This window comes from Nocardiopsis alba DSM 43377 (assembly GCF_000341225.1).
Classification (GTDB): Bacteria; Actinomycetota; Actinomycetes; order Streptosporangiales; family Streptosporangiaceae; genus Nocardiopsis; species Nocardiopsis alba.
Genome location: NZ_ANAC01000023.1, coordinates 24,950 through 50,997, shown reverse-complemented (window position 1 = coordinate 50,997; position 26,048 = coordinate 24,950). Strand labels below are relative to the sequence as shown.

Below are 26,048 nucleotides of genomic sequence, written 5' to 3'. Positions count from 1 at the left end.
GAAGGCCCCGCAGGACAGGCGTCCAGTGCAGGACCGGAGGCGCGTCCGGCGGGAGGACTGTGGGTACACGGTCCTGGGGGTCCTGGGCCGTTCCGCGTTCGTCGGGCGGCTACGGTCGGCCGATGGAGGCGTCGCGCCGCCACTCCTCCTGCTTGGCGAGCATCGCCTCGGTGTCGTTGAGGCGGGGGAAGGGCTCGTCCGGGACGTCCACGCCCAGGAACGCGCACAGGGGCTCCCACCCCTGCCCCACCCGGTACACCAGCAGCCGGTCGGCGGGGACCTCGGCCCTCACCCGGGCCGTGTGCCGTTCGAAGGCCGCCACCGCGGTCGCCTCGTCCGGCACCTCGCCGGGGCCCACCCCGAAGTGCGCGTTCCACATGCGGTCCAGCAGGGGCAGGATCGTGGTCAGTTCCTCGGGGAGCAGCTGATCGTCGGGGGCGCGCACGCTCTCCCGGATCGCCTCGAAGATGGTCGCGTGCATGCTCGCGTACCACCGGTACGGATCACGGACGGTGAGCAGGATCCTCGCGTCGGGGAAGGCGTCGGCCAGCTCCCGCCAGAAGAACGACAGGGGCCAGTCCACCCCCGAGCGCCATCCCTCCATCAGACGGCCCCAGTCCACCTCGCCGGCGGGCGTACTCGCGATCGCGGCCCACCGGTCGGCGAGGGAGGAGGATTCGAGCACCTCGGACATGTGGTGGCAGGGGCCGAGGCCGAGCCGTTCCAGCGCCGCCTTCATCGACGTCGTCCCCGTACGCGGGAAACCCGCCCCGATCACGTCCACCATCGTCCTCCTTCATGTTCTCGGGGCCCGCACGCGGACGCGCACCCCGCGCACCCTCCGTTGTAACACGGTCACGATGGGCGTTCGGGGCGAATCGTGAACGACTCAGTTCGCGGGCCGGGGGCGGAGCAGGTCGGGCTCGATGTAGATGACCTCGGCGATGGGCACCGCCGCGCGGATACGTCGTTCCGCCTCGTCGATGGCGGCGGTGACCCGGCGGGCGTCGTCCTCGGCGTCCACGGCCACCTTGACCGCGACCAGCAGCTCGTCGGGGCCCAGGTGCATCGTGCGCATGTGGATGATCGCGTCGATGTCCGCGCAGTCCAGGATGGCCGTGCGGATGAGACGGATGTTCTCCTCGGTGGCCGACTCCCCGATGAGCAGGCTCTTCATCTCCACGGCCAGGACCACCGCGAACACCACGAGCAGCAGGCCGATGGCCCCCGAGCCCAGGCCGTCCCAGACGCCGTTTCCGGTGATCAGAGTCATGCTCACGCCGATCAGGGCGAAGGCCAGGCCGATGAGGGCGCCGGTGTCCTCCAGCAGGATCACCGGCAGTTCCGGGGCCTTGCTCCGACGGATGAACCCGAACCAGCCCACGCGGGAGCGCGCCGTCCTGGACTGGCGCAGCGCGGTGCGCAGCGCCGTCGCCTCCATGACGACGGCCACCAGCAGCACCGCGACGGGGACCCACTGCCAGGAGGTGATCGGGTGGGGGTCGCGGATCTTCTCCCACGCCTCGTACAGGGCGAACAGTCCGCCGAGGGTGAACAGCACGATCGCCACCAGGAAGGCGTAGAAGTAGCGTTCGTGGCCGTAGCCGAAGGGGTGCTCCGGGGTGGCCGTGCGTCGCGACCGGCGTCCACCGAACAGGAGCAGGAGCTGGTTGCCGGAGTCGGCCACCGAGTGCACCGCTTCGGCAAGCATGGCCGACGAGGCGGTCAGGAGGTAGGCGACGAACTTGGTCACGGCGATCCCGAGGTTGGCCGCCAACGCCATGACCACGGCCTTCGTACTGTCCTCGCTGCTCATCGCCCCAGGTTGCGGGGCGCCCCGCGCCCGCGCAAGCACCCCGCCACCGTGTCGGGGTCCTATCGACGGCGGGACGGCCGGCGCCCTCGCGGGAGGGCGCCGGCGGAGCGGCTCAGGCGTCCCGTTCGCGGAGTTCGCGCTTGAGGATCTTGCCCGAGGCGTTGCGGGGCAGCTCCGTCACCAGGCGCACCTCCTTGGGCACCTTGAACGGGGCCAGACGCTCCTTGACGTGCGCGACCAGCCGGTCGGGGAGCGTGTCGGCGTCGGCCTCGGCGGTGGGGATCACGAACGCCGTCACCGCCTCGATCCACTTGGCGTCGGGCATCCCGACCACGGCGGCCTCGGCCACGTCGGGGTGGGCGAAGAGCACGTCCTCGATCTCGCGGGAGGCCACCAGCACACCGCCGGTGTTGATGGCGTCCTTGATCCGGTCGACCACCTCGATGTAGCCCTCGGCGTCGGCGCGCACCAGGTCACCGGAGTGGAACCAGCCGTCCCTGAAGGCCTCGGCGGTCTCCTCGGGCTTGTCCCAGTAGCCCTCGCACAGCTGCGGGGAGCGGTAGACCACCTCGCCCGGTTCGCCGGGTGCGACCTCCCGTCCCTGGTCGTCCACCACGCGCATCTCCACGAACAGGACGGAGCGTCCGGCCGAGGAGGGGCGGTCGGCGTGCTCCTCGGGGCGCAGCACGGTGGCCAGCGGGCCGATCTCGCTCTGGCCGAAGCAGTTGTAGAACCCCAATTCGGGCAGGGCGGTCCGGAGGCGCTCCAGGATCGGGCCGGGCATGATCGAGGCCCCGTAGTAGGCCTTGCGCAGGCTGGTCAGGTCGCGGTCGTCGAACTCGGGTCGGCCGGCCATGGCGACCCACAGGGTGGGGGCGGCGAAGAACGCCCCGTGCCGGTCGGCCTCGATCCGGCGCAGTACGTCGGCGGGGTCGGGGGTCTCCACCAGGGTGTTGGTGGCGCCCACCGCCAGCCACGGCATGAGGAAGACGTGCATCTGGGCCGAGTGGTAGAGCGGCATCGCGTGGAGCGGGTGGTCGTCGGCCTTCAGGTCCAGGGCGGCCAGGCACGACAGGTACTCGTGGACCAGGGCGCGGTGCGTCATCATGGCGCCCTTGGGCCGGGAGGTGGTCCCGGAGGTGTAGAGCAACTGGACCAGGTCGGTGTCGGCGACCTCCACGTCCAGTTCGGGGACGGGCCCCTCCAGCGCCTGGGCCAGGAGCGACCCGGGGCCCTCGCGCAGCTCCAGCACCTGTTCCACGCCGGTGCGCGAGCGCAGGGCGTCGACCGCCGATCTCAGGGCGGGGTCGACCAGCGCCATGGTGCTTCCGGACTGTTCGAGCAGGTAGGCCAGTTCCTCGCCCTGGAGGGCGAAGTTGACGGGCACGTGCACCAGTCCGGCGCGGGCGCAGGCCAGGTAGCCGATGAGGTAGGCGTCGGAGTTGCGGCCGTAGGCGGCGATCCGGTCGCCCTTGGTCGCGCCCAGGGAGAGCAGGCGTGCGGCGGCCCGGGTGACCGCGTCGTCCAGTTCGGCGTAGGTCCAGGAACGTCCCTCGAAGATCAGCGCGGTGCGCTCCGGGGTGCGCGTCGCGCTGCGGTGCAGGACGCCGTCGACGGTGCTGGATGTGATGGGACTCAAAGGTCGCTCCCCCTACTCGCCGGTACGCCCCGACCACGGGGCGTCGAACACGCCCATCCTGCTGTGACCGCCCTCCACTGACAAGGCATTCGGCCTATATAAGGCGATCCAGGCGCAAAAGCAGGAAAACCGAAAGCTCAACGTTATGGGCGACTCACCCCTGGTAGCTTTCGTGCTCTCGGAGGCCGTCACACCGTCGACGGACCCTCAAGGACGAGTCGAGAGAGGACCGACCCATGGGCAGCGCTCGCGCACAGGTGGGAGAACACCTTCCCGAGGCCTACGCCGAACTGGCCGACCTGAGCGGGATCCTGGACGGGGTCCTCGACGCGAGGACCCACCTGCTGGTCAAGCTCCGCGCCTCGGTCCTGAACGGCTGTGCCTTCTGCCTCGACATGCACTCGCACGAGGCCCTCGCCGCCGGGGTCGACACGCGACGGCTCGCCCTTGTGGCGACCTGGCGCGAGGCCGGCGACCACTTCACCGAGGCCGAGCGCGCCGTCCTGGAGCTGGTGGACACCGTGACCGCGATCGGTGAACGCGGGGTCCCCGACCACGTCTACGCCGCGGTGGCCGCCCACTTCCCCGACCGGGAGGTGGTCGCCCTCATCACCGCCATCGGGCTGATCAACCTCTACAACCGGCTCGGGATCGCCACCGGCATGACCCCGCCCCTGCGCTGAACGGCGACGGCCGCGTCCCGAGCGGACCCCGGGACGCGGCCACGATCCCTCACGGTCTCACTCGGGTCGACGTCCCTGGATCGAGTAGATCAGGCAGGAGCAGGACCGGAACGAGGGGTCGGCGAGCAGTTCGCGCACCCGCGCCAGGCCCTCGTCCGTCATCCCCTCGCGCAGGAACGCCTCCCGCAGGTGGCGCGTGTGGTGGGAGATCAGGTGGACGCCCGGCGACTCCGAACTCCACCGCTCCACGTGCGGTCGCGGGTCGATGTCCACCAGACCGGCCCGGCGCATCGCCTCGGGCGCACGACTCCCCCAGGCCGGATCCGCGCCGGCCCGTTCCATCATCCTGATCTTGGCGTCCAGGAACCCCTCGTACACCTCGCGGGCCTCGGCGTCCGGCATGAGCAGGGACGGCCCGTAGGTGATGTCGAACTCGTCCAACTGGAGCACCCCGCCCGGCTTGAGGGCGCGCACCAGACGCTCCAGCACCCGCTCGCGCTCGGGCAGGTGCAGCAGGACCAGCCGGGAGTGGATCAGGTCGAAGGAGGCCTCCGGCAGCGGGTCGCGGGTGACGTCGTGCCGGATCACCTCCAGCCCTTCGACGGGGTCGATCCGCTCGGGCTTGATGTCGGTGGCGAGCACCCGCCCGCCGGGCGCCACCCGCCGCGCCAGCCAGTGGGCCACGGAGCCGCCCCCGGCCCCCACCTCCAGGCAGTTCCACCCCGGGCCGACGCCGGTCTCCTCCAGCCTGCGGGTGGTCAGCGGGTCGTAGGCCGCGGCCAGGAAGCTGTGCTGGTCGTGGGCGTGCTCGCTGTGGTTGTCGAAGAGGTAGCCGGGTTCGGTGGCGGTGTCGGTCATCGTGGATCTCCTGACAGGACGGTCGTTCGGGCTCGGACCGCTTCGGTCGCCATCCGGGTCAGGGTGCCGGCGCACACCTTCCCGGTCGGGCCGAGCGGCAGGGAGGGGAGGAACAGGACGTGTTCGGGCAGGGCCCGGGTGTCCATGCCGTGCCGATCGCGCAGGTGGGCGAGCAGTTCCTCCCCCGAGGGGGTGGTCCTCCCCGGCGTGGGCCGGACACAGGCGCACATGCGTTCTCCCAGGTCGGGGTCGGGCACCGGGACGCAGTGCACCTCGTCCACGCCCGGATGCGCGGACAGGGCGTGTTCGACCTGCGCGGGGTAGAGGGTGACCCCGCCCCGGATCACCGTCCGACGCAGCCGGTCGATCACCCACAGGACGCCGTCGCCGCCCAGGCGTCCGAGGTCTCCGGTGCGCACCCAGCCGCCCGCTGGCCGGCGTTCCCGGTCCAGTTCGGGCGCGGCCACGTGGCACAGCGGTGTCATCGGGCCCAGTGCCCAGATCTCGCCGGTCTCGCCCGGGGGCAGGGGCCGCCCTTCGGGGTCGCGCACGCTGATCTCGGCCACCGCCGGGTCGGGGCGGCCGGCGCGGCCGGGCCCCCACTCCCCGGTGTCCCGCGCGGTGTGGCAGTTGACCCCGTCGGTGGAGCCGTAGACGTTGACGACCGGCCGCCGGAAACGACGGACGCACAGGTCGTACACCTCACGGTGCAGCGGCGCCCCGCTGGCGACGACGGTCGTCAGCGACGAGGTGTCGACCTCGCGGTCGTGCAACGCCATCCGCCGCAGCATGGTGGGCACCCCCACCAGCAGGGTGGGCCGGTGCCGTTCGATCGCCTCCAGCGCCTCGCCCGGGTCGAAGCGGCGCGTGGTCACCAGGGTGGCCCCGTGCCGGATCAGGGCGACGATGCCCAGGGATCCGAAGGAGGAGGCCGAGGAGACCAGGAGCAGCACGCGCGGGGGTCCCCCGCCCTCGTGCAGGGCGCCCACGTAGTTGCCGCGGCCTCCGGCCATCGCGTTGTGGGAGTAGGCGACCATGGTCGGCTCCCCCTCCGACCCCGAGGAGAGGAGGACACGGGCCGGCGACTCCGGGTCGGGTCGACGCCGCTCGGGTACGTACGGCCTCGGCCGCCGGGCGCCCGGGCCGTCGATCGCCAGGACCGGGGCGGGCGCCCCCGACCTTTCGATCCTCTCGGCTCGAGAGGCGTCGGTGACCAGGAGCGCGGCGCGCGCCCGCTCCACCAGGCCGAGCACGTCGGCGTCGGAGCGGCCGGGCGGGACGGGCAGCGCGACGGCGCCCAGGGCGGCGATGGCCAGGTCGAGGGCGACGGTGTCCCGCCCGTCGGGGAGCAGGACCGCGACCACGTCGCGTTCGCGCACACCGTGTCCGGCCAGGAGCGCGGCGGTCCGGCGCGCCCGCTCGTCCAGGGCGGCGTAGTCGAGGGTGCCCTGGTCGTCGACGACCGCGTCCCGCGCGGGGTGGGAACGGACCCGCTCCAGGAAGAGCGTGTACAGGTCCTGGTCGGGGCACCATCCCCGCTCCACCCACCGGGCGCGCAGGGCGGCCGGTACACGGTCGGTCAGGACGAGCCCCGCCGCGGAGGTCCAGGAGGTCATCGTCGCCCCACCTCCATCGGGGTGGACGTCCAGGGCGATCGGGGGTGGGGCACCCCGTCGATCGTCGTGAAGGAGTCCGGGAAGAGGTCGACCACGCAACGCGGATCCTCGACCGGGACGAGCACGGAGGGCTCCTCGCGGCCGGTGGCACGGCCGACCTCGCGCAGGAGCCGGGCCGCGTCGACCAGACCGGTCCGGGCGCCGACCCCGGTGCCCAGACGGGAGCGCAGCGCCAGGGCCGCCGTCACCGCCTCGGCCGCGATGATCCCGCCGAGGACGTCGGTGAGGGTGAGCAGGGACGGGGCGGGCCGTCCGCCCTCCGCGAGCAGGTGGGCGATCCCTCCATAGGCCTGGACGGGGAAGTCGGTGGCCGGCACCGGGTCCTCGGGACCCTCGTCCACCCACCCGTCGACGTGCGCGTGCACCAGGCCGGGTGCCCTCTCGGCCAGGTCCTCCATGCCCAGACCGAAGCGTTCGGCGCGCCCCGGAGGCCAGTTGTAGAGCAGGACGTCGGCCTCGGCCACCAGCGCGGTCGCGCTCTCTCGCCCCTCCCACGAGGCCAGGTCGATCTCCACCGCGTCCTTGCCCCGGTTCAGGGCGGTGAAGCGGGCCGAGACACCGCCGGCCAGGGGCGGTACACCGCGCATGGGGTCCCCGCCGGGCGGCTCCATCCGCACCACGTCGGCCCCCAGGAACGACAGCAGCAGCCCGGCGAGCGGCCCCTGGATCCGGTTGGTGGCCTCCACGACCCGCAGCCCGGCCAGAGGCGCCCCCTCTCGAGGGGCCCATCGCGGTCGGAGGTCGGCGGGGCCGCCGACCCCGCGCAGCCGCCACGGCGAGTTCGGCCGGGCGTCGGGGACCGACTCCGGCGGGCGCAGCGCCACGACCCCCACCCCGGTGTCCAGACCGACCGCGCGCGTGCGGTCGAACCGCGTCGAGGCGAGGATCCCGGAGAGTTCGTCCGGCAGCGGGCACACCGCCGTGGCGAAACGCCGCTGGAAGAGCGGCCACCCCGAGGCGATCGCGGCCGTGGGCGCCCCCAGGCGGGTCCAGAACCGCAGCCACGCCTCGGGGTCCAGGGTCTCGATCTCGAAGACGACCCCGTCGAGGGAGCGGAAGGGCGGACGGGGCCCGTCGACGACCGTCGACGGGCCTCCCTCCGAGGCGGCGGCCTCGGCGATGTAGGGCGCGGCCGCCGATAGCGCGGCGCCGGCCACCGAGACCGTCGACCGTGTCCCCGCCGGACCGGCCGACACCGCGGCCATCACCGCCTGGGAGGCCAGCACCCCCGCGCACACCGACGCGTAGTCGATCGGGAGCGGACGTGCCCCGCCCAGGGAACGGCCGTGCAGGTGGGCCAGGCCGCACAGGGCCTGGACGTCCTGTTCGTCCTCCGGCGCCACCGTGCTCCCCGGCGGGGCCCACGTCAGGTCGCAGCCGCCCTCGACGGGTCCCCCCTCGGGTGTGGCGAGCAGTTCGATCCGACCGGCCGGCGCCGCGGCGGGGGGAGGACCCTCGCCGCGGACGACGTCGCATCCGGCCGCCCGCAGCCGGTCGAGGGCGACCCGCACCGGTGTCGTGTCGCCGATCGCGCGTACGACGACCCCCGCCAAGGGGGCCATCGGGGTTCCGTCCGTGATCACGTCCACCGCCCCGTGCCCCGGGTCCCGGGGTGCAGGCCCAGCAGGTCGCGCAGTTCCCCGCGGCGGACCTTGCCGGTGCCCGTACGCGGAAGCTCGTCCCAGGTGAGCACCACGGGGTCGGCCATCGCGGGCAGGTCGGCGACCGCGGCCCGCCACCCCTGGTGGTCCAACTCCCCGGACCCGGTCGCCACGACCGGCACCGGGTCCCCGTCGGGGACACCGAGCACGACGCACTCCAGGACCTCGGGCAGCCGTTCGTCGACGACGTCCTCGATCTCCAGACAGCCGCCCTCGGCGAGGGCGTCCACCTCCCGGTCCACCAGACGGACCGAGCCGGTACGCCCGATGGAGCCGATGTCGCCGGTGCTCCACCACTGGCCCACCAACTTGGAGCGCCACCGGCCCTCCTCCCCCACGTATCCCAGGCACAGGGCGTCGGTGCGGCAGAACAGGAGCCCCGGCGTCCCCGTGGGCACGGGCCGCAGGGTCTCGGGGTCCACCGCGCGCAGCCGGGTCCGGCCGGGGATCGGTCGACCCAGGTCACGGGTGGTGGGCGTGGTCCCCTGGTCACGTTCCAGGGAGCGTCGGGTGAAGAAGCGGAAGGTCAGCGGCCCGGTCTCGCTCTGTCCCCAGCCCTGCATCCACACCGGTCGCCGGTGCGCGGTGGCGTTCAGGAAGGAGCGGACCGTGGACGGGTGCATCGCGTCGAAGGTGCTGACGAACAGCCGCACCCGGTCGAAGGGGGTGTCCTCCCCTTCGGTGTGCCGCTGCCATCGGCCCAGCGTGGAGGGTTGGGCCTCCAGGATCGTGGGCCGGTGGGCCTCCAGAGCGGGCCCGGCCTCCGCCCAGTCCGGGGAGGTGATCACCGACATCGTCTTCGGGGCCAGACGCAGGACGCTCGCCGTCCAGGCCAGGGCGCGGCCGTGCGCGTAGGAGTAGGAGGAGACGACCGTGTCGTCCGGTCGGCTGCCCAGGACCGGCCACCGGTGGGCCTCGAAACCGGCCAGACGGCGCATGATGGTGCGGGTGGAGTGCACGACCAGCTTCGGCGTCCCGGTGGTCCCGGAGGTGTGCATGATCGCCAGGGGCGCGTCCAGATGGGGACGGCAGGGCGGCGGCACCTCGGCTCCGGCGAGGTCGTCCATGGTCAGGGCGCCCTCGGCCCGACCGTCGACCACCAGGGTCCGGCGGGCGTGGACCCGGGGGTCGCAGGCCTCCTCGGCGGCCGCGCCCAACAGCGCGGTGTCGGTGACCAGCAGGGCCGGTTCCAGCCGTTTGAGGAGCTCCTCCAGGACCCGCGGCTCCAAATGGGCGGACAGGGAGGCCGGAACGGCGCCCAGACGCGCCGCCGCGCAGGACAGCAGGACGTAGTCCCAGTGGTTGCGCTTGGCGATCGCGACCCGGTCGCCCGGCCCCACACCGGCCCGGGCCATCCGGCCCGAGAGCCCGCGGACCAGGGCGGCCGCCTCCGGGATCTCCAGTTCCCACCCCGCCTCGGGGGCGACGTCCAAAGGCCTGCTCAGGTGAACGACGGTACTGGTACCGCGTGCGGCCATGTCGTCGAAGAGGGTCCCCAGGTCCAGGGGACGACTCAGTGGCTTCATGTCTCCTCGATGCGGATCGGTTCACGGGCGGCGGCCAGGAAGGCCGTGACCCGTTCGGTGGCCGTGGTCGCCGACGCCACCGCGCCTTCGCTGCACGGGCGCAGCGAGATCCAGTCGCCGGCGTAGTCGACGGCGGCGGGCGGGCGGGCGACGAAGGCGGAGCGCGCCGCCAACGCCTTCGGGCCGGGCAGGGGCAGTCCGTGTCGGAAGCGGTGCGCGACCGCTCCACGGACGTGCCCGCCCAGGCCGGGCAGGAGACGTTCGGCGCTCTCGGTCAGCCGGCGCGCCACCTCGTGGTCGGGGGCCTCGGCCAGCTCCCGGGCCCCTCGGGGAGAGGCGACCAGGGAGAGCAGCCCACGCCCTCGGGGCGCCCGGCCGGGATGTTTGTCGTGGTCGACGGTGACCACGCTCAGCAGGGGGTCGTCGGAGACCAGGACGGCGAACCCGCGCCCCCTGCCGCGCGGGGCCATCGGCGTGTCCAGGAACAGGGACAGTCGGAGCATCGGCGCGTACTCGCAGGCCTCCAGGTAGGCCCGTTCCACACCCGCGGCCCCGGGGTACAGCTCCATCGCGACGGGGGCCGGCACCGCCAGGACCACCGCACGGGCGGTGAGGTCGCCCCGGGGCGACTCCAGACGCACGCCGTCCTCCTCCTCGACCACCCGGGTCACCGGATGGTCGGTGCGCACGTCGAGCCGGTCGGCCAGGGCACGGGGCAGGGTGTCCATCCCGTCCCGATAGGTGCGCCAGTGGGCGGTGCTGCCCGAGGCGACCAGATGGGCCGCGAAGGGGGCGGCCGCCGCCCGCTCCAGCGGCCACCCGAAGAAGCCCGAGGCCAGCGGCCCCAGAAGGCGTTCGCGTACCTGGGGGTGCGCCGACTCCAGGAGGTCGGCGACGCTCACGTCCGTCAGATCGCCCCGCTCCGGATGTTCGGGGTCCAGGTCGGCGCCGCCCAGCCGGCCCAGCAGTCGCGCCAGGTCCAGTCGGGCCGCCGGAGCGAGCCCCATACCGGTGAGCAGGCCCAGAGGGCGCCCCGCGTTCCGACGCGCGCGCCCCGCCCACCACACCGACAGAGCGCCGCGCACCCGGGGGATCGCCGAGGGGTCGGCGTCCAGTCCGAGCTCTCGGATCAGCCGCCAGGTCGCCGGGTAGGCGTTCGCGGACGGGATCATCTCCGCCCCGGTGTCCACCAGGTGGCCGTCGACGCGCAGCGTGCGCATCCGCCCGCCCACGGCCTCGGCCGCCTCCAGGACCCGCACCGAACGTCCGGCGGCGGTCAGGGCGTGCGCCGTCGCCAGTCCGGCCGGGCCCGCCCCCACCACCGCCACGTCGATCGGTCCGGTCACGCCGCGCTCCCCCAGAGCAGGGCGGCGACCAGGTTGGCGCCGATCAACAGGACCACCGTGACGCGGTGGGTGTGGATCGCCAGACGACGCGCACGCAGGATGTCGCCGCGCACGAAACCGATGAAGAGCTGGGCCAGGCGCATGAGCGCCACCGGCAGGAGCGCCACGGGGAACCACCACGGCGAGATCCCGGCCAGATAGGAGCCGGTGACCAGCAGGGTCTCCGCGGCGGTGAGCACGATGATGAAGCCGGCGTTGGTCCTCGGAGAGACCTTGGCCGCGACGGTGATCCGCCCCGCGGCCCGATCGCCGTCGGCGTCGTTGGTGTTGGAGTAGAGCCCGAACAGCATCGGACCGCCGCCGAACACCAGCGCCTGGACGATGACGAACCCGTCGATCCCGCCGGTGAGCAGACCATAGGGCACCAGGACCCAGCCCACGCCGAGACCGACGAGGAAGAGCTCCTGGAAACCCCGGTAGCTGATCTTCAGCCCCCAGGAGTACTGGACGGAGGCGACCAGGCACAGGGCCGCGCCCACGATCGCCCACATCGGACGGTGCGGGGCCAGCGCGATGACCAGGGTCCACAGGGCGACGCTCGCCACGGTCGCCGCCCGACCGAAGGACAGCGCCTGGGGTTCGGTCAGGGTCCCGGCCACGAGCGGTTTGCGGGCCAGCCGTCGACGGGCCGCGTCCGAACCGTAGTTGGCGGCGTCGCTGCCGTCCCGGTAACCGGTGACGTCGTCGAAGGCGACCATGGCGGCCACCACGGCGATCTCCGCCACCAGGATCAGCAGGAGCAGGCCGAGGGTGTCCGCGCGCCAGCCCAACAGGGGCAGCGTCATGACGAACACCAGCGGCAGGCCGATGTAGTAGTCGACGATGTCGAGCTTGGCCAGGCGGGCGTAGGCCGCCAGGGTGGCGCGCCGTGTACGGGGGCCCGGCGCGGGCGCCGCGACGGGCGCGGTCATCTGATCGGTCATCGGGTCCTCCGGAGCGCGAACGCGCGTACGTCGTCGACCACCCGTTCCACCTGAGCGTCGGTCAGGTGCGGATACAGGGGCAGGGAGATGTTGAGGCGAGCCGCCTCCCGCGCCCGGGGCCAGTGGCCGTCGGGGCGGGCGTGCGGCGCGAAGGCCGGCTGCTCGGGCAGGATCCGCGGGTAGTACACGTGAGCGTCGATCCCCGTCTTCGCCAGGTGCGCGCGCAGGCCGTCGCGGTCCTCGCACAGCAGCGTGTAGACGTAGGGGAAGCGGCCGTCGCCGCCGACCGGAGGCGCCGTGATCCCGGCCTCGACCAGGCCGGACAGGCGCTCGGAGTAGTACGAGCAGATCTCGGTACGGCGGGCCGTCCGCGCGGCCAGACCCTCCATCCGGTGGAGCTGGAAGGCGGCCATCACCTCGTCGAAACGGCTGTTGTGGCCGATGTGGTGGTGCAGGAACCGGTTGCGCCCGTCCTGGCCGTGGTTGCGCAGCATGCGCACCCTCTCGCCCAGCGCCGTGTCGTCGGTGAGCACCACGCCGCCCTCGCCGGGCATGCCGAAGATCTTGACCTGCACGAAGGAGTGGACCCCGGCGTCTCCCCACAGACCGGCCGGGCGACCTTCCAGGGACCCGCCCTGGGCCAGCGCGGAGTCCTCGATCAGCCGCAGACCCCGCTCGTCGGCCAGGTCCCGCAGGCGCGGCATGTCCGCCATCACCGAGAACATGTGCGCCGGCATCAGGGCCCGCGTCCGGTCGGTGATCAGCGCCTCGGCGTGGCCGGGGTCCATCGTCAGCGTCACGGGGTCGATGTCGGCGAAGACCGGTCGGGCCCCGCTCGACAGGACGGTGCTCGCCAGGGGCGCGCAACCGAAGGCGGGCACGATCACCTCGTCGCCGGGCCCGATGCCCATGGCGGCCAGGATCAGGGTGAGCGCGGAGGTTCCGCTGGAGCAGGCCACGGCCTCGGCGGCGTTGGTCTCGGCGCGCAGGGCCTCTTCGAAGCGGGCGGTGCGGCGGCCGAGGATGAACCTCTGCTCGGGACAGGTGCCGACCTCGTACAGCAGGTCCAGGAGGACGTCCCTGTCGGCCTCGAACAGATCGGGCGCGAAGAACGGGACGGCGTGCTCGACGGTCACGGTCATCGGATCCCCCCGGTGAGGAAGCGTTCGATCTCGTCGCAGACGCGATCGACCTGGGCGTCGGTGAGGTCGGCGTGCAGGGGCAGCGCGAGCGCCGAACGGCAGACCTCCTCCGCGCGGGGGAGGTCGCCGGGCCGGTGACCCAGGTGGGAGAAGCAGGGCTGAAGGTGCAGGGGACGCGGGTAGTAGACCTCGGTCCCGATCCCGGCGGCGGCCAGGTGCGCGGCGAGGGCGTCGCGGCCGTCGACCTCGATGAGGTGGACGTAGATCACCCGTTCCTGGCGCGGGACCCGCGGGGCGTCCCCGGGGACGGCGCGGACACCGGGAAGGCCGCGCAGACGCTCGTCGTAACGTCGCGACAGTTCGGCGCGGCGTTCGATGTCGGCGTCCAGGTGGGCGAGCTTGGCGAGCAGGACGGCGGCCTGGAGGTCGTCCATCTTGCTGTTGCAGCCGGTGACCACCGTCGGGTTGGAGATGCCGGGGAAGTCGGCCAGAGTGCGGCCCGACCTGCCGTGGTGGCGGATCATCCGCGCGGTCTCGGCCATGGCGTCGTCGTCGGTGAGCAGCGCTCCGGCGTCACCGACGGCGCCCAGGGTCTTGGCGGGGAAGAAGGAGAGCACACCGCCCGCTCCGAGCAGGCCCGCGTGCCTGCCGTCCGATCGCATGCCGATCGCCTCGGCGCTGTCCTCCAGGACCGTGAGCCCGTGGGCGCGGGCGACCTCCCCCACGCCCTCCATGTCGGCGAGACGGTCGAAGAGGTGGACGGGCATGACCGCGCGGGTGCGTTCGGTGATCGCCCGCTCCACCGAACGCGGGTCGATGCCGTGACCGTGCGGCTCGATGTCGGCGAAGACCGGGACCCCGCCGGCGTGTACGACGGCGGTCGCGGTGGCCACGAAGGTGTAGGCGGGGACGATCACCTCGTCGCCGGGGCGCAGACCGGCGGCGCGGAGCAGGAGAACGAGCGCGTCGGTTCCGGAATTGACGCCGACCACGTGCCGGGCGCCGGTCCAACGTTCGAGTTCGCGTTCGAATTCTTCAACCATGGAGCCATGAGAGAACTTACCGTCGTCCAGGACGCGGCCACAGTTCTCTCTGATCTCCGGCCACAGTCTTCGAAAAGTCTCCGACTGATCGAAGAAAGGTATTTCGGAATTATTTTCGCTCTGCTTTTCTCGAGCAGAGGAGGAGAGTACTGGATTCACGTGTTCCGTTTCCCGAGGAAAAGGGGGCGGGGCCCGGCCGCGGGGGGAGCCGCGGCCGGGCCGGAAGGGGGACGTCGAGAAGTCGTCAGGCGCCCAGGAGGGGGATGTCGTTCTTGCCGAGGTGGTAGTCGCGCACGGCGGCGACCAGCTCGGCGGTGGACAGGTCGCCACTGCCGTCGACGTCGATCTGCCTGAAGGCGTCGTCGGCCTGCGCGCCGCTGAGACCGATGGCGGCGAACCACTTCTCCATCTCGGACGGGCTGACCTCGCCGCCACCGTCGGTGTCGAGCACGTCGACGATGGCCTGGATGGTCGGCTCGACGACCCGCTTGAAGCCGGCGTCGCCCTTGCTGACGATCTCCTGCTCGGCGACCTCGACGAACTTGTCCTGGCTCATCCGGTCGGTGCCGGCGGCCTCCGCGAGGAGGTCGAACATGGCCAGGTAGCTGTCGCGCAGGGCGTCGCCCTTGGGCGTGCCCGCGGCACCCAGACGCTCCAGGATGCCCTCGGCCTCGGCCACGAAGTCCGAGCGCTCGATGGTGCCGTTGCCGTCGTGGTCCCACAGACGGAAACGCTCTTCGAGACGGTTCTCGGCCTTGGTAGCGGTCGTCATATGTTTCTCCCTCGGATCACCGTATGGAAAAAGCGAATTCAATAAATAGAATGAGTCGCTCGGGTGATCGGTCGATCTCCCTCAACCCACGAAAAGATTACAGCCTCAAGACACCCGCTAAAACCAGAACAGAGAAAAATGGAGAGATGAATGCGACTTTTATATCGGACATTCTTCGACATTTTCTTCGACCCTCGCGAAAGGGTCGTCCCCGGGCGTGTCCGCACTCCCCTGTTCGAAGACCAGACCCTCCTCGGGAGCCAACCCCAGAGAGGCTCCGGTGGGGATGGGGGCGGCGTGGATCAACACGTTGTAGTGGTTGGGCGTGTGGCAGGCGTCGAAGCCCAGGACCACGCCCACCAGGCGCCCCCCGATCCACACCCGATCCCCTCGATCCACGACCCCCGCCGAGGTGATCTCGGCGAAGCCGAGGAAGCCCACCCGGTCGATCCGGGCGCCCTCCTCGGTCTCGGTGTGATCGGTGGCGACCAGCTCGTGGACCTCGCCCGCGCGCACGCACCGGCTCGCGAACGGCTCCAACCGCATCCCGCGCTCGGTCCTGCGGTGCACCAGCACCTTGACCAGGCTCCCGGTGACGTTCCGCTTGGGCCCGTCCTCACACGGGTTCACGAGCCCACCCTCTCCCCCTCGTTCTCCCGCGCCTCGCGGTAGACGTCCTCGACCAGGCGCAGCGCCGACGTCCCCGCGCCGTCCTGCGCGCCCTCGCGCACCCGACGTTCGAAGTCGGCCACAATGCCCTCGTACTCGTGCCACAGCGACTCCTTGAACGCCGGGCGGCCGGCCAACATGTCGGCGCTCAGGACCCGACCGTCGACCGTGCGCACCTCGACGTCCTTGCGTTCCCCCGGGTGGGACCAATCGAGCAGGACCCTGGCCCGGGCCCCCGTGGCGACCAGGCCGATGTCCGCTCGACGGTCCACACCCGAGGAGTCGTAGTCCACCCTCGCTGTGTCCACCTCGACCCGCCCCACCAGTGCCTCCACCAGATCGAAGGCGTTGGGTCCGTTGTCGGCCACGCATCCGCCGCCGCACCGTGCCGGGTCCAGGTACCAGGTGTCGTCCCCCGTGTGCTCCTCGATCCGTTCCAGGTAGCGCACGGTCACCTCCGCCGGAACGCTCCCCTCCAACCGTTCCCGCAGGGCCAGGAACTCGGAGTTGTACCTGCGGTGGAAGGCGGTGAACAGCGCCGCCCCGCGCTCCCGGGCCAGAGCCACCAAGGGCTCTCCCTCGGCCGGGGTCAGGGCCAGGGGCTTCTCCACACAGACCGCGACCCCCCGTTCGAGGGCGTCCGCGCAGATCCGGGCGTGGGCGTCGTTGGGCGCGGTGACCACGACCGCGTCCAGCTCCACCTCGTCCAACATCGTGGTGTGGTCGGTGTGGCCCACCGCCCCCTCGGGCGGATCGGCGACCTTGGCGGGGTCCAGGTCGCACACCGCCACCGTCCGCCAGGCCGGGGAGGCCTCCAACGCCGCCAGGTAGAAGCGGGAGATGAAGCCCAGCCCCACGACCCCCACGCGCAACGGTCCCTCGTTCATCGTGCCCCTCCTCGTACCTCGGGCACCCGGACCCCGGCCCGTTGGCCCTGCTCCACCAGAACCGCGTACAGGGCGGCGGGCAGCGGCACACCGTGCTCGGCCCGCTCACGGGCGTAGTGGTGTTCGTGCCATCCGGGATAGCGCACCGGCAGATCCGGGTCGGTGGGCGGGCAGTCCAGCAGCGCGCCGAACAGGCCCTCGGCGTCGGCCTCCGCCCCCTGCCTCAGGGCATCGGGGGCGATGGCCAGCAACAGCAGACCGATGTCGTCGTCGCGCCCGCTCGGACCGCCGTCCCCCTCCAACGCGTCCTCGTGCGGACCGCGCCCCGAACCCGAGACCAGAGCCGAGAGCACCTCGACCACCAGCCCCAGCCCGAAGCCCTTGAACCGGCCCACATGACCGCCCAGCCACATCAGATGCGCGTCCCCGGCGTCGAAGGCGGCCGGATCGGTGACCGGAGCACCCCGGTCGTCGCACAGCAACCCCTCCGGCAGCACGCGCCCCTCCCGGGCCGCCTGCCGGACCCTCCCGGTCGGGGCCGCGGTGGTGCTCATGTCCAACAGGAAGGGCGGATGCCCTCCCGCCGGGGCCGAGACGGCCAGCGGGTTGGTCCCCAACATCGCCACCGCGCCGCCCGGCGGGCGGGCGATCCGCTGCCCGCCGCAGTTGCTGGAGACCACGCCGATCATGCCCCGCTCGGCCGCGCGCAGCGCGTGGAACCCGGCGCAGCCCAGGTGGGTGGCGTCACGGACCGACACCATCCCCACCCCGTGCCGTTCGGCCCGCTCCACGGCCAGATCCATCGCCCAGGAGGCCGACCACAATCCCAGGGAGCGCCGCGCGTCGACCAGCAGGGCGGCGCCCAGGTCGGTCACGATCGACGGCTCGGCCCGGGGGTCGGCCCGGCCCTCGTCGAGCAGGGGCAGGTACAGGCCCGCCAGGTTGGCCACGCCGTGCGAGTCCATCCCGGTCAGGTCGCCGTGGCACAGGGCGCGCGCCGACTCGACGGCACGGTCCCGGGGCATTCCGCGGTGGACGAACATCTCCGTGACGAAGAGGTTCAGTTCGTCGGGGTCGACCAGGACGGTCGACCCCGACGGGGCGGTTCTCGGTGACTCCGAGGAGAGGGTGGTCACGATCCTCCGTTCGTCTCTTGGGTGAAGGCGGTCAGTAGACGGGCCACCGTCTCGGCGAACCCGTCGAGGTCGGACAGGCGGGCGGACTCGTCGTCGCCGTGCGCCCCGTGGGCGGCCAGGTCACCGGGGCCCAGGACGACCGAGCACGTGTCGGGGATCCCCGCCGCCCAGATGGCGTCGCAGGTGAAGGCCGGCTCGTCCGCGGGCCACTCGGGCACCCCGGCCCGCCGCAGCAGGTCGTGGCCCCGGGTGTCGTGATCGTCCAGCACCGGCAGTCCGCGCTTGGGCCAGTCCAGTCGGGTGATCCGGCGTGCGTCCCGCGCGGTACGGGCGAACAGGGTCGTGTCGGAGAACTCGGCGACGAACTCCGTCAACGCGGTCTCGAAGGCCTCGGTCACCGCCGCCTCCAGGACACGGCCGGTCTCCGCGTCGCCGTAGGAGAGGTTGAACAGCAGATCTCCGCCGCCGTAGACCCGGTTGTGCAGGGTGCCGGTCCACAGGCCGGCCACGCACACCGCTCCGCTTCCGGCGTAGGAGTCCAGGAGCCGACCCATCCGTTGGGCCAGGAACCCCGACAGGACGGAGGCGTTGTGGCCGGTGTGCGGACGGTCGTCGATCGCGTCGTCGCCGCGCACCGACACCCGGGCGGTCATCGACGCCGTGCTCCGGGTCGAGAAGCGTCCGGAGGTGGGTTCGCAGAACACGTTGAGCCGCCCCACGTACCCGCGCTCCACCAGGGGCCGGGTGCCCAGGACGCCCATGGCGCCGCCCTCTTCGCCCGCGACGGCCTGGACGATCACCGCGCTGTCGCGGCCGACCCGCTCGGACCGCTCCAGGGCGGCGCGCGCCCCGGCCAGCAGGGCCACCGCGGGCCCCTTGGCGTCGATGGCGCCGCGTCCGCGAAAGACCTTCCCGTCGAAGGAGACCGGAGGGTTCCCGGCCACGGTGTCCAGGTGCACGTTGAACATCACGGTGCGCTCGCGCGGCACCTCGTCCGGCCCCAGACGCAGGACCAGGCTCGGCTGTTCCTCCAGGAACCGGGGGTCGGCCGTCGCAGCCGCGCGCACGGTCTCGGGGACCCCGGGACGGTCCAGGTCGGCCGGGTCGGCCGGGGCGTGGCGTACCACCCGGAAGCCGAGCTCCCCGGCGGCCTTCGCGTACTCCCGTTGGGCCTCCCACAGCCGGGGCGCGGGCCCGTCCGCGCCGACCTCCAGGGGGCCGGCGGTGGGGATCTCCATCGACCTGAGCAGCAGGGCGTGGTCGGAGGGGTTCAGGGCGGCCCTCATCGAAGCGCCCCCTCGTTCCGGACCCGACGGACGAGCTCCTCCGTGGCCCGCCCGTACTCGACGAACGCGGCCCGGTCCCCCCGGCCCGGGTCGGCCCCGGACGCCCGCAGGTGGGGGCGCAGGTGCAGGTGGGGTTCGATGGACAGCGCCCCCCGATAGCCGTGGTCCTCCAGGATCCGCAGACACTCCTCGACGCCGGCCTCTCCCTCGCCCGGCGACACGTAGGCCGTCTCGCCTCCGGGTACGGCGACCGCGTCCTTGACGTGGACGTGGGCCACGTACTCCGCCAAGGGCGCGAGCAGCGCCGGAGCGTCGTAGCCGTGGGCGATCCCGTTACCGGTGTCGAACAGCAGCCGCAGCGCCGGACTGTCGGCCTCGGCCACCAACGCCAGCGCCCGGTCGGCGTCGTCCCCGGCCCAACCGGCGCAGTTCTCGTGGACCAACAGCAGACCGGCGTCCTCGGCCCTGCGCGCCAGTTCGCGCACCCGGGACCGCGCGATCCGCCCCCACTCCGGCTCGGCCGTCCCCCCGGACGGGAAGGACATGATCCGCACCATGCGCGTCCCCAGACGGGCGCAGCGTCGGGCCAGAACGTCGAGTTCGGCAAGATCGACGGCGAAGTCCCCGGTCACCGGGCGGGACCAGTCACCGATCTTGGCGGCCACGGCGACCACCTCGACCCCGGCCTCCCCGATCCGGTCCGCCGCCCGCGCGAACTCCTCCTCCCCCAGCTCGGCGACGGGCACCCCGTCCAGGGTGCGCAGCTCCAGAAGGTTCCAGCCCAGCTCGCGCACCGCGTCGAGTTGGCCCGCCAGGTCGGGGGCGGCCTCGTCACCGATCCCGGCCAGAGGTGAGGACTCAGGCACCGACGGCACTGTCGACCTCCCTCTCCACGGTCGTGGGCGCGCATAGACGCTTGGCCTCGGCCAGCAGACGGACCGCCTCGATCTGCGTGGGAAGGTCGCCGCCACCGCCCCAAGGGCGGGAGTAGCGGCCGTAGCAGGAGCGCAGGAGCGCGGTCAGGGCGTCGTCGGGAAAGACCGAACGGGCGGGCTCGCGCCCCGCGACGGTCACCGAGAGCTGCGCGGTGTGGTCCGCCTCGCTGCACGGGTAGTGGCCGGTCAGGACGGCCGTGTCGAACTCCAGCACGATCCGGCGTTCCCGGGTCGGACAGGTCAGGTCGGACTCGATCCGGGTGAGGGTTCCACTCCGGTGCGCCAGCTCCATCCGGGCCCCGCCCAGACCGGGCATCCGCAGCCCCTCGACGGTCATGTCCGACAGATCGGCCGAGACCACGTCGGCGTCGCCCGCCAGGGAGACGGCCGCGGCCAGGGCGTGCGGGACCTCGACGTCGAAGGCCGTGGGGTGGGAGGTGGACTCCAGGCTCCGGGTGAACCGGGGTTTGTTCTGGATCACCGTGATGGCGCGCAGCCCGCCGAAGACCCCGGAACGTCGGACCGCGACCAGCCGCCGGGTCAGGGAGCTGGCCGACCACGGCGTCGCCACGTTCAGGTCCAGCCCCCGGGAGCGGCGCAGACGCGCGATGCCGGCGAGCTCCACCAGGTCCAGGGCCAGGGGCTTCTCCACGATGATCCGGCGGTAGCCCAGATCGGCCAGGTGTCCCAGCATCTCCACGCGCAGCCGCGGCGGGGTGCACAGGTGGACGACCGTCCGCTCCGACGGGTACAGCCGCGCCGCCTCCTCCGGGGAGTCGACCACGTGTATCCCGTCGGCCCTCTCGTGCAGAGGATCGTAGCCCAGGATCGGCCCCGGGGCGAAGAGGTCGGGTGCCGCCGCCCGCGCCTTGGCGAGCGACGGCGCGTGCAGCCCTTGTCCGGATCTACCCAAGCCGACGATGAGGGTGTGCAGCATGAAGGGCCGACACCTTTCCGGTTCTCTGGTACCCGTACCGCTCGGCGTTCCTGTCGGACACGCGGAGCCATGAACGGGCACTCATCCTCTTGCGACCGCGGAACGGAGTCAAAGAATAGAACCGGTTCTCACACCCCAAAACCCGACGGAGGGCATTCCTCAATCAGGAAGAAAGAGACAAGAAAGGGAGAGATCAACGATTAGCGGAGTTCATCCCTTTTGCGCTCCGGAGGGGTCAGGCCACCGAGAAGCTGAAGAGGCCGCTGGGCGGAGCGTGCCATCCGCGGTCAGGGGCGACCGGGACACCGGGGGCGAAGCAGGTGGTGCCCGGGTGGATGCGCACCTCCGTGTCGGTCATGTTGAACAGCACGTGCGCGGTCGCGGGGAGCCGGTGACAGCCTCCCGAGGCCGGATCGGTGTAGCGCTCCAGGTCTTCGAGCTCGGTCTTGAAGACCACGACCTCGCCGGTCGCCGCGTGCGCCGGGGAGGCCCCCAAAAGCACACCGCCGAGGACAAGGGCGGCCACGGTGGACAACGCCTTCATTCCACCATCCTTTCTCATCTCATGTACGTTTCATGAAAACAACCCTCTTTTTAACCGATAACACGGAGGGTTTCGGAAGGATCCTCTCCGAACCCGAGGGGGAGCGCAACCCCGATATCCCGGAAAACCTTTTCGGACCTCGATTTCCGGACCCATAAAACCGCAGGAACATAACACCAATAATCCGACATCTCATTCTTCGGCCACCGAACACACGCGACCGCTAAGGGCGAGTCGTCCCCACCCGCCCCATCCGCTCCCCGACCCGATCACACCCCGACGACCGGCCCCCGAACACCACCGGGCCTTGCCGACCTCCCTCCCGGAGCCGTACGTTTTGCGGTGATCACGAACCATCGGGTGGGAGCAGCATGAGAATCCTTGTCGTGGGAGCCGGAGCGGTCGGCGGATACTTCGGCGCCCGACTCGTCCAGGCCGGACGTGACGTCGACTTCCTGGTCCGCCCCCCACGCGCCGAACTCCTGCGCGAACGAGGCCTGAACCTGCGCACCGTCGACGGCGCGACCGAACGGATCCCCGTACGCCCCGTCACCGCCGACCTCCTGCGCCCCGAATACGACCTCGTCGTCCTCGCCGTGAAGTCCTACGGACTGGAGGGCGCCGTCGCCGACCTGACCCCCGCCATGGGCCCGAACACCGTGGTCGTCCCCTTCCTCAACGGCATGCGCCACCTGGACGTACTCGTCGACCGCTTCGGCCTCGACCGCGTCTACGGCGGCGTGAGCATGGTGATGACCCGCCTCGGCGACTCCGGAGAGATCATCGAGGTCGGCAAGATGGGCGAACTCGTCTACGGACCCGTGAGCCGCACCCCGGTCCTCGCACCCGAACAAGTGCACAAGGCTCTGCACGGCGCCGCCTTCACCGCCCGCACCGCCGAGGACATCCGCCAGGAGATGTGGGACAAGTGGGTCTTCCTCGCGAGCCTGGGAGCCGCCACCTGCCTGATGCGCGCCCCCATCGGCCGCGTCAACCGGGCCCCCGGCGGCTCCGAGTTCAGCGCGGCGATGTTCGCCGAGGCCATGGCCGTGGCCACCGCCGCCGGATACCCCCCGGGCGAACGCATCCGCGCCCTCGCCGACCGGATCATCGGCGACACCGAACGCGAGACCTCCACCTCCATGTACTGGGACCTGACCCACGACAACCCGGTGGAGGGCGACCACATCGTCGGCGACCTGGTCGCCCGAGGCCGGGAACTCGGAGTGCCCACACCCCTGCTCTCCCTGGCCCACACCCACCTGAGCGTCTACACGGCCGGCCGCGAGAACCCGCCCGCGACCGCCCCCGTCACCCCTTGAGCGCGCCCGCCATCAACCCCCTCATGAAGAACCGCCCCAACACCAGATAGACGACCAACGTCGGCAACGACGCCAACACCGCCGCCGCCATCTGCTGGTTGTAGGGCACCACCATCGACCCGGCCACGTTGTTCAACTGCACCGTCACCGGCCAACTGTTCGGCCCGGTCAGGAACACCGCGAACAGGAAATCGTTCCAGGCCGAGGTGAACTGCCAGATCAACGTGACCGCGAACGCCGGCGCCGACACCGGCAACACCACCGAGGCGTAGGTGCGCAGCATGCCCGCGCCGTCCACCCGGGCCGCCTCCACCAACGCCGGCGGAATACTCGCGTAGTAGTTCCGGAAGATCAACGTGCAGATCGGGATCCCGTACACGGTGTGCGCCAGGATCAACGGGAACAACCCGCCCATCAGGTTCGCGCCCACCAACATCTGCTGGAGCGGGATCATCACCGCCTGATAGGGGATGAACATCCCGAACAGGAACAGCGTGAACACCGTGTCCGCGCCCGGAAAGCGCCAACGCGCCATCACGTACCCGTTCATCGACCCCAACACCGCGGAGAGCACCGCGCTGGGCACCGCCACCATCACACTGTTGCGCAACCCCGGGGCCAAGGCCTGCCAGGCGGCCGCCCACCCCTCCACGCTCCAGGTCTGCGGAGGCAGCCAGGCCCGGGCCGCGGTGGCCTCGTCGAAGGGCTTGAACCCCGTCACCAACAGCACGTACATCGGCAGCATGAACAACACCGCCAGGGCGAACAGCAGGACGAACCGGACCATACGCCCGCTCCGCGCCCGGCCCGTCCTCTCGCCGACCGCGGTCGCTCGCGTGCTCATCGGCCCTCGCTCCGTTCCTTGCGCACACTCCACACCAGATAGGGGACGACGAACAACGCCACCGCGATCAACAGATAGGAGGCGATCGTGGCGCCCTTGGCCGGATCACGGACCTCGAAGACCATCGCCCACATGTACACGGCGGGCACGTCCGCCACGATCTGCTGCCCCGCGATCGCGATGATCAGATCGAACACCTTCAGCGACATGTGCCCCAGAATGATCACCGAGCTCAATAACACCGGCCTCAACTGCGGCATCACCACATGCCGGTACACGCCCCACTCCGAACAACCGTCCACCCGGGCCGCCTCGCGCAACTCCTCCGGAACCCCGCGAAAGCCCGCCAGGAACAGAGCCATGACGTACCCGGCCAACTGCCAGATCGCAGGCAGGGCCATCGCCGCCATCCCCAGATCCGGAGCGGTCCACCAATCGTTGACCAGGAAGTCCAGGTTCAGATGGACGAACAGGGCGTTGAGCCCGGTCGCCCGCTCCGCCGGGGCGGGGTTCATCAACCACCGCCACACCACACCGGTCGCGATGAAGGAGACCGCCATCGGCGCCAGGAACAGGGTGCGGAAGACCGCCTCTCCCCGTATCCCCTTGTCCAACAACAGCCCCAGGAACCACCCCAGCAGCAGCGCTCCACCGACGAAGACCACCGTGAACACGACCGCGTTGCCCACCGCCGCCGGCCAACGGGCCTCCTGCCACAAGGACACGAAGTTCGTCAGACCGACGAACTCCCCCTCCTGCACCGGCCGATGCCGGTCGCTCAACGCCAGCCGGGTGTTCCAGCCGATCATGCCGTAGACGAACACCCCGATGAGCAGGATCGACGGGGAGACCAACAGGAGCCCGGGCAGCCACGAGCGGGAACGGACCAGCGCACGGCGCCACGGTGACATCTGGGCGGGGACGCGGCCCGGACCGGACCCGACCGCGCCGCCCGCCCTTTTCTCGGAGACGCTCATTCGGACCGCGCGGCCTCGTGCAACGCGTCGTTGAACGCCTCCAGGTCACCGTCGCCCAGATACAGCCCGACGGCGGTGTCGACGTCGTTCTTCCACCGGTTGCCCACGGCCACCCCGTGCCAGAACGACCCCGCCAGCTCGGGACCCGCCTGCCACTCGGCCAGGGCCGACTCCAGATAGGGACTGTCGGCGTAGTGGGCCGGATCGGCGTCCTCACGCGCGGGGATGGACCCCTTGAGCGGGTTGAAGACGTCCTGCCCCTCACGACCGGCGACCAGTTCGAGCCAGCTCAGCGCCGCCTCCTCGTTGGGAGCCCCCACCGGCAGGGTGAAACTGTCCGACAACCACATGTAGGTGCCGTCGGTCCCGGGCGAGGCCACCCAGTCGTAATCCTCTCCGGGGAGCGCTCCCACTTCGTCGAAGTACCCGGCCGCCCAGTCGCCCATGATGTTGAAGGCCGCCTCGCCGTCGGCGACCCGACGCGACGCCTCCTGCCAGTCCTCGGCCGCGGACTCCTCCTGGGTGTGGTCCAGGATCACCTCGAAGGTCTCCAGCGCCTCGGCCACCTCCGGGGTGCCCCAATCGGCCCCCGGCTCCCACAGACCGTTGTAGGCGTCGGGACCCAGGGAACCCAACAGCACCGACTCCAACAGGTGCGAGACGGTCCACTGCGCACCCACCGCCATGGGGATGGCGTCGGTCTCCTCCGCGACCGCCTCCAGGGCCTCCACCAACTCGTCGAGGGTCTCGGGCGGGCCCTCCACCCCGGCCTCCTCCAACAGCGAGGGGTTGAACCACAGCACGTTGGAACGGTGGATGTTGACCGGGACCGAGTAGACCTCGCCCTCATAGGAGATCTGCTCGATCAACTGGTCCGGCAGGGCCTCGCGCAACCCCTGCTCGTCGTAGAAGTCGTCCAGCGGTTGGAGGTAGCCCGCCTCGATGTAGTCCTGGAGTTCGGCCCCGGCGTGCCCCTGGAAGGAGTCGGGCGGATCCTGACTCTGCAACCGCCCCTCCAGGACGGCCTGGGCGTTGGTCCCCGACCCTCCGGCCACGGCCGCGTTGACGAACTCGACCCCGGGGTTGTCCTCCTCGAAGCGCTCGATGAGCGCCTCCAGCCCGGCCTCCTCACCACCACCGGTCCACCAGGAGAAGACCTCGACCTGGTCGGCTCCCCCACCTCCGCCTCCGCACCCGGAGGCCAGGAGCACCAGCCCCAACGTCCCCGCCGCGACCGACCGCCGCCGTACACGCATGCGCGTCCCTTCTCGGATGGCCGCCCCTTCCGAGACGGCACATCACCTCGCGTGTCCCAGATCACCCATTCGACTGCCGTGCCATCCTTCGCTCACACGTGTCCCCCGTC

At 71.5% G+C, this 26,048-nt stretch carries 24 protein-coding genes; 2 read left to right on the top strand and 22 right to left on the bottom strand.

The features are described 5' to 3' along the window. Positions 1 to 109: 109 nt before the first annotated feature. The 3 genes from D451_RS0121955 to D451_RS0121945 form a co-directional block, all read right to left on the bottom strand. Positions 110 to 787 (bottom strand): sulfotransferase family protein, encoded by a 678-nt coding sequence (locus tag D451_RS0121955; RefSeq protein WP_017535987.1) that lies wholly within the window; start codon positions 785 to 787, stop codon positions 110 to 112. Positions 788 to 889: 102 nt separating this feature from the next. Continuing rightward, a complete protein-coding gene (locus D451_RS0121950; protein WP_026125267.1) occupies positions 890 to 1,816 on the bottom strand; it encodes a cation diffusion facilitator family transporter in 927 nt (308 codons plus the stop codon). Between the two features lie 112 nt (positions 1,817 to 1,928). After that, complete coding sequence (locus D451_RS0121945; RefSeq protein ID WP_017535985.1) at positions 1,929 to 3,455, bottom strand: acyl-CoA synthetase; 1,527 nt, start codon at positions 3,453 to 3,455, stop codon at positions 1,929 to 1,931. A 236-nt stretch (positions 3,456 to 3,691) separates the two neighbouring features. Here D451_RS0121945 and D451_RS0121940 point away from each other — a divergent pair, with 236 nt between their 5' ends. Next, on the top strand, positions 3,692 to 4,138 hold the full coding sequence (locus D451_RS0121940) for a carboxymuconolactone decarboxylase family protein (RefSeq protein ID WP_017535984.1): 447 nt from the start codon (positions 3,692 to 3,694) through the stop codon (positions 4,136 to 4,138). A 57-nt stretch (positions 4,139 to 4,195) separates the two neighbouring features. Here D451_RS0121940 and D451_RS0121935 read toward each other — a convergent pair whose 3' ends face one another. The 16 genes from D451_RS0121935 to D451_RS0121860 form a co-directional block, all read right to left on the bottom strand. Beyond that, a complete protein-coding gene (locus tag D451_RS0121935) occupies positions 4,196 to 4,996 on the bottom strand; it encodes a class I SAM-dependent methyltransferase (RefSeq protein ID WP_014909436.1) in 801 nt (266 codons plus the stop codon). Beyond that, complete coding sequence (locus tag D451_RS0121930) at positions 4,993 to 6,612, bottom strand: class I adenylate-forming enzyme family protein (protein ID WP_017535983.1); 1,620 nt, start codon at positions 6,610 to 6,612, stop codon at positions 4,993 to 4,995. The genes D451_RS0121935 and D451_RS0121930 overlap by 4 nt, the downstream gene beginning before the upstream one ends. Next, positions 6,609 to 8,255, bottom strand: a complete 1,647-nt coding sequence (locus D451_RS26805) for a CoA transferase (protein WP_051067487.1) — start codon at positions 8,253 to 8,255, stop codon at positions 6,609 to 6,611. The genes D451_RS0121930 and D451_RS26805 overlap by 4 nt, the downstream gene beginning before the upstream one ends. Continuing rightward, the gene (locus tag D451_RS0121920; protein WP_017535982.1) at positions 8,252 to 9,859 is read right to left on the bottom strand and encodes a class I adenylate-forming enzyme family protein; all 1,608 of its coding nucleotides are present in this window, start codon (positions 9,857 to 9,859) and stop codon (positions 8,252 to 8,254) included. The genes D451_RS26805 and D451_RS0121920 overlap by 4 nt, the downstream gene beginning before the upstream one ends. Continuing rightward, a complete protein-coding gene (locus tag D451_RS0121915; RefSeq protein ID WP_017535981.1) occupies positions 9,856 to 11,205 on the bottom strand; it encodes a protoporphyrinogen/coproporphyrinogen oxidase in 1,350 nt (449 codons plus the stop codon). The genes D451_RS0121920 and D451_RS0121915 overlap by 4 nt, the downstream gene beginning before the upstream one ends. Next, the gene (locus D451_RS0121910) at positions 11,202 to 12,188 is read right to left on the bottom strand and encodes a UbiA family prenyltransferase (protein ID WP_017535980.1); all 987 of its coding nucleotides are present in this window, start codon (positions 12,186 to 12,188) and stop codon (positions 11,202 to 11,204) included. The genes D451_RS0121915 and D451_RS0121910 overlap by 4 nt, the downstream gene beginning before the upstream one ends. After that, the gene (locus D451_RS0121905) at positions 12,185 to 13,330 is read right to left on the bottom strand and encodes a DegT/DnrJ/EryC1/StrS family aminotransferase (protein ID WP_017535979.1); all 1,146 of its coding nucleotides are present in this window, start codon (positions 13,328 to 13,330) and stop codon (positions 12,185 to 12,187) included. The genes D451_RS0121910 and D451_RS0121905 overlap by 4 nt, the downstream gene beginning before the upstream one ends. Further along, positions 13,327 to 14,532, bottom strand: coding sequence for a DegT/DnrJ/EryC1/StrS family aminotransferase (locus tag D451_RS0121900; RefSeq protein ID WP_017535978.1), 1,206 nt, complete (start codon positions 14,530 to 14,532; stop codon positions 13,327 to 13,329). The genes D451_RS0121905 and D451_RS0121900 overlap by 4 nt, the downstream gene beginning before the upstream one ends. Before the next feature lie 85 nt (positions 14,533 to 14,617). Further along, positions 14,618 to 15,145 (bottom strand): EF-hand domain-containing protein, encoded by a 528-nt coding sequence (locus D451_RS0121895; protein ID WP_017535977.1) that lies wholly within the window; start codon positions 15,143 to 15,145, stop codon positions 14,618 to 14,620. Positions 15,146 to 15,304: 159 nt separating this feature from the next. Further along, complete coding sequence (locus tag D451_RS0121890; protein WP_014911186.1) at positions 15,305 to 15,775, bottom strand: DUF6917 domain-containing protein; 471 nt, start codon at positions 15,773 to 15,775, stop codon at positions 15,305 to 15,307. Beyond that, positions 15,772 to 16,701, bottom strand: a complete 930-nt coding sequence (locus D451_RS0121885; protein ID WP_017535976.1) for a Gfo/Idh/MocA family protein — start codon at positions 16,699 to 16,701, stop codon at positions 15,772 to 15,774. The genes D451_RS0121890 and D451_RS0121885 overlap by 4 nt, the downstream gene beginning before the upstream one ends. Beyond that, entirely contained in the window at positions 16,698 to 17,837 is a 1,140-nt protein-coding gene (locus D451_RS0121880; protein WP_014912624.1) for an Ldh family oxidoreductase, read from the bottom strand. The genes D451_RS0121885 and D451_RS0121880 overlap by 4 nt, the downstream gene beginning before the upstream one ends. Continuing rightward, on the bottom strand, positions 17,834 to 19,123 hold the full coding sequence (locus D451_RS0121875; protein WP_026125266.1) for a M20/M25/M40 family metallo-hydrolase: 1,290 nt from the start codon (positions 19,121 to 19,123) through the stop codon (positions 17,834 to 17,836). Before D451_RS0121875 ends, D451_RS0121880 begins: the two co-directional genes overlap by 4 nt. Next, entirely contained in the window at positions 19,120 to 19,989 is an 870-nt protein-coding gene (locus tag D451_RS0121870) for a sugar phosphate isomerase/epimerase family protein (RefSeq protein WP_241463365.1), read from the bottom strand. The genes D451_RS0121875 and D451_RS0121870 overlap by 4 nt, the downstream gene beginning before the upstream one ends. Continuing rightward, positions 19,982 to 20,995 carry a Gfo/Idh/MocA family oxidoreductase gene (locus D451_RS0121865; RefSeq protein WP_017535974.1) on the bottom strand — a complete coding sequence of 338 codons (1,014 nt, stop codon included), beginning with the start codon at positions 20,993 to 20,995 and terminating at the stop codon, positions 19,982 to 19,984. The genes D451_RS0121870 and D451_RS0121865 overlap by 8 nt, the downstream gene beginning before the upstream one ends. A gap of 235 nt (positions 20,996 to 21,230) precedes the next feature. Then, complete coding sequence (locus tag D451_RS0121860; RefSeq protein WP_017535973.1) at positions 21,231 to 21,539, bottom strand: hypothetical protein; 309 nt, start codon at positions 21,537 to 21,539, stop codon at positions 21,231 to 21,233. Between the two features lie 371 nt (positions 21,540 to 21,910). Between D451_RS0121860 and D451_RS0121855 the strand changes: the two genes are divergently transcribed. Then, complete coding sequence (locus D451_RS0121855; protein WP_241463364.1) at positions 21,911 to 22,861, top strand: ketopantoate reductase family protein; 951 nt, start codon at positions 21,911 to 21,913, stop codon at positions 22,859 to 22,861. Here the strand turns inward: D451_RS0121855 and D451_RS0121850 are convergent. The 3 genes from D451_RS0121850 to D451_RS0121840 are packed head-to-tail and all read right to left on the bottom strand — an operon-like array spanning position 22,851 to position 25,938. Then, entirely contained in the window at positions 22,851 to 23,705 is an 855-nt protein-coding gene (locus tag D451_RS0121850) for a carbohydrate ABC transporter permease (RefSeq protein WP_017535971.1), read from the bottom strand. The two genes, D451_RS0121855 and D451_RS0121850, sit on opposite strands and share 11 nt — an antisense overlap. After that, positions 23,702 to 24,682 carry a carbohydrate ABC transporter permease gene (locus tag D451_RS0121845; protein WP_017535970.1) on the bottom strand — a complete coding sequence of 327 codons (981 nt, stop codon included), beginning with the start codon at positions 24,680 to 24,682 and terminating at the stop codon, positions 23,702 to 23,704. The genes D451_RS0121850 and D451_RS0121845 overlap by 4 nt, the downstream gene beginning before the upstream one ends. Beyond that, positions 24,679 to 25,938 carry an ABC transporter substrate-binding protein gene (locus D451_RS0121840; RefSeq protein ID WP_017535969.1) on the bottom strand — a complete coding sequence of 420 codons (1,260 nt, stop codon included), beginning with the start codon at positions 25,936 to 25,938 and terminating at the stop codon, positions 24,679 to 24,681. The genes D451_RS0121845 and D451_RS0121840 overlap by 4 nt, the downstream gene beginning before the upstream one ends. Between the last annotated feature and the right edge of the window lie 110 nt (positions 25,939 to 26,048).

Excerpts from the sequence above, each read along its gene's own strand:
- D451_RS0121955 (WP_017535987.1), bottom strand. The coding sequence starts at position 787 with ATGGTGGACGTGATCGGGGCGGGTTTCCCGCGTACGGGGACGACGTCG.
- D451_RS0121950 (WP_026125267.1), bottom strand. The coding sequence starts at position 1,816 with ATGAGCAGCGAGGACAGTACGAAGGCCGTGGTCATGGCGTTGGCGGCC.
- D451_RS0121940 (WP_017535984.1), top strand. The coding sequence starts at position 3,692 with ATGGGCAGCGCTCGCGCACAGGTGGGAGAACACCTTCCCGAGGCCTAC.
- D451_RS0121935 (WP_014909436.1), bottom strand. The coding sequence starts at position 4,996 with ATGACCGACACCGCCACCGAACCCGGCTACCTCTTCGACAACCACAGC.
- D451_RS0121930 (WP_017535983.1), bottom strand. The coding sequence starts at position 6,612 with ATGACCTCCTGGACCTCCGCGGCGGGGCTCGTCCTGACCGACCGTGTA.
- D451_RS0121920 (WP_017535982.1), bottom strand. The coding sequence starts at position 9,859 with ATGAAGCCACTGAGTCGTCCCCTGGACCTGGGGACCCTCTTCGACGAC.
- D451_RS0121910 (WP_017535980.1), bottom strand. The coding sequence starts at position 12,188 with ATGACCGATCAGATGACCGCGCCCGTCGCGGCGCCCGCGCCGGGCCCC.
- D451_RS0121905 (WP_017535979.1), bottom strand. The coding sequence starts at position 13,330 with ATGACCGTGACCGTCGAGCACGCCGTCCCGTTCTTCGCGCCCGATCTG.
- D451_RS0121895 (WP_017535977.1), bottom strand. The coding sequence starts at position 15,145 with ATGACGACCGCTACCAAGGCCGAGAACCGTCTCGAAGAGCGTTTCCGT.
- D451_RS0121885 (WP_017535976.1), bottom strand. The coding sequence starts at position 16,701 with ATGAACGAGGGACCGTTGCGCGTGGGGGTCGTGGGGCTGGGCTTCATC.
- D451_RS0121875 (WP_026125266.1), bottom strand. The coding sequence starts at position 19,123 with ATGAGGGCCGCCCTGAACCCCTCCGACCACGCCCTGCTGCTCAGGTCG.
- D451_RS0121865 (WP_017535974.1), bottom strand. The coding sequence starts at position 20,995 with ATGCTGCACACCCTCATCGTCGGCTTGGGTAGATCCGGACAAGGGCTG.
- D451_RS0121860 (WP_017535973.1), bottom strand. The coding sequence starts at position 21,539 with ATGAAGGCGTTGTCCACCGTGGCCGCCCTTGTCCTCGGCGGTGTGCTT.
- D451_RS0121855 (WP_241463364.1), top strand. The coding sequence starts at position 21,911 with ATGAGAATCCTTGTCGTGGGAGCCGGAGCGGTCGGCGGATACTTCGGC.
- D451_RS0121850 (WP_017535971.1), bottom strand. The coding sequence starts at position 23,705 with ATGAGCACGCGAGCGACCGCGGTCGGCGAGAGGACGGGCCGGGCGCGG.
- D451_RS0121845 (WP_017535970.1), bottom strand. The coding sequence starts at position 24,682 with ATGAGCGTCTCCGAGAAAAGGGCGGGCGGCGCGGTCGGGTCCGGTCCG.
- D451_RS0121840 (WP_017535969.1), bottom strand. The coding sequence starts at position 25,938 with ATGCGTGTACGGCGGCGGTCGGTCGCGGCGGGGACGTTGGGGCTGGTG.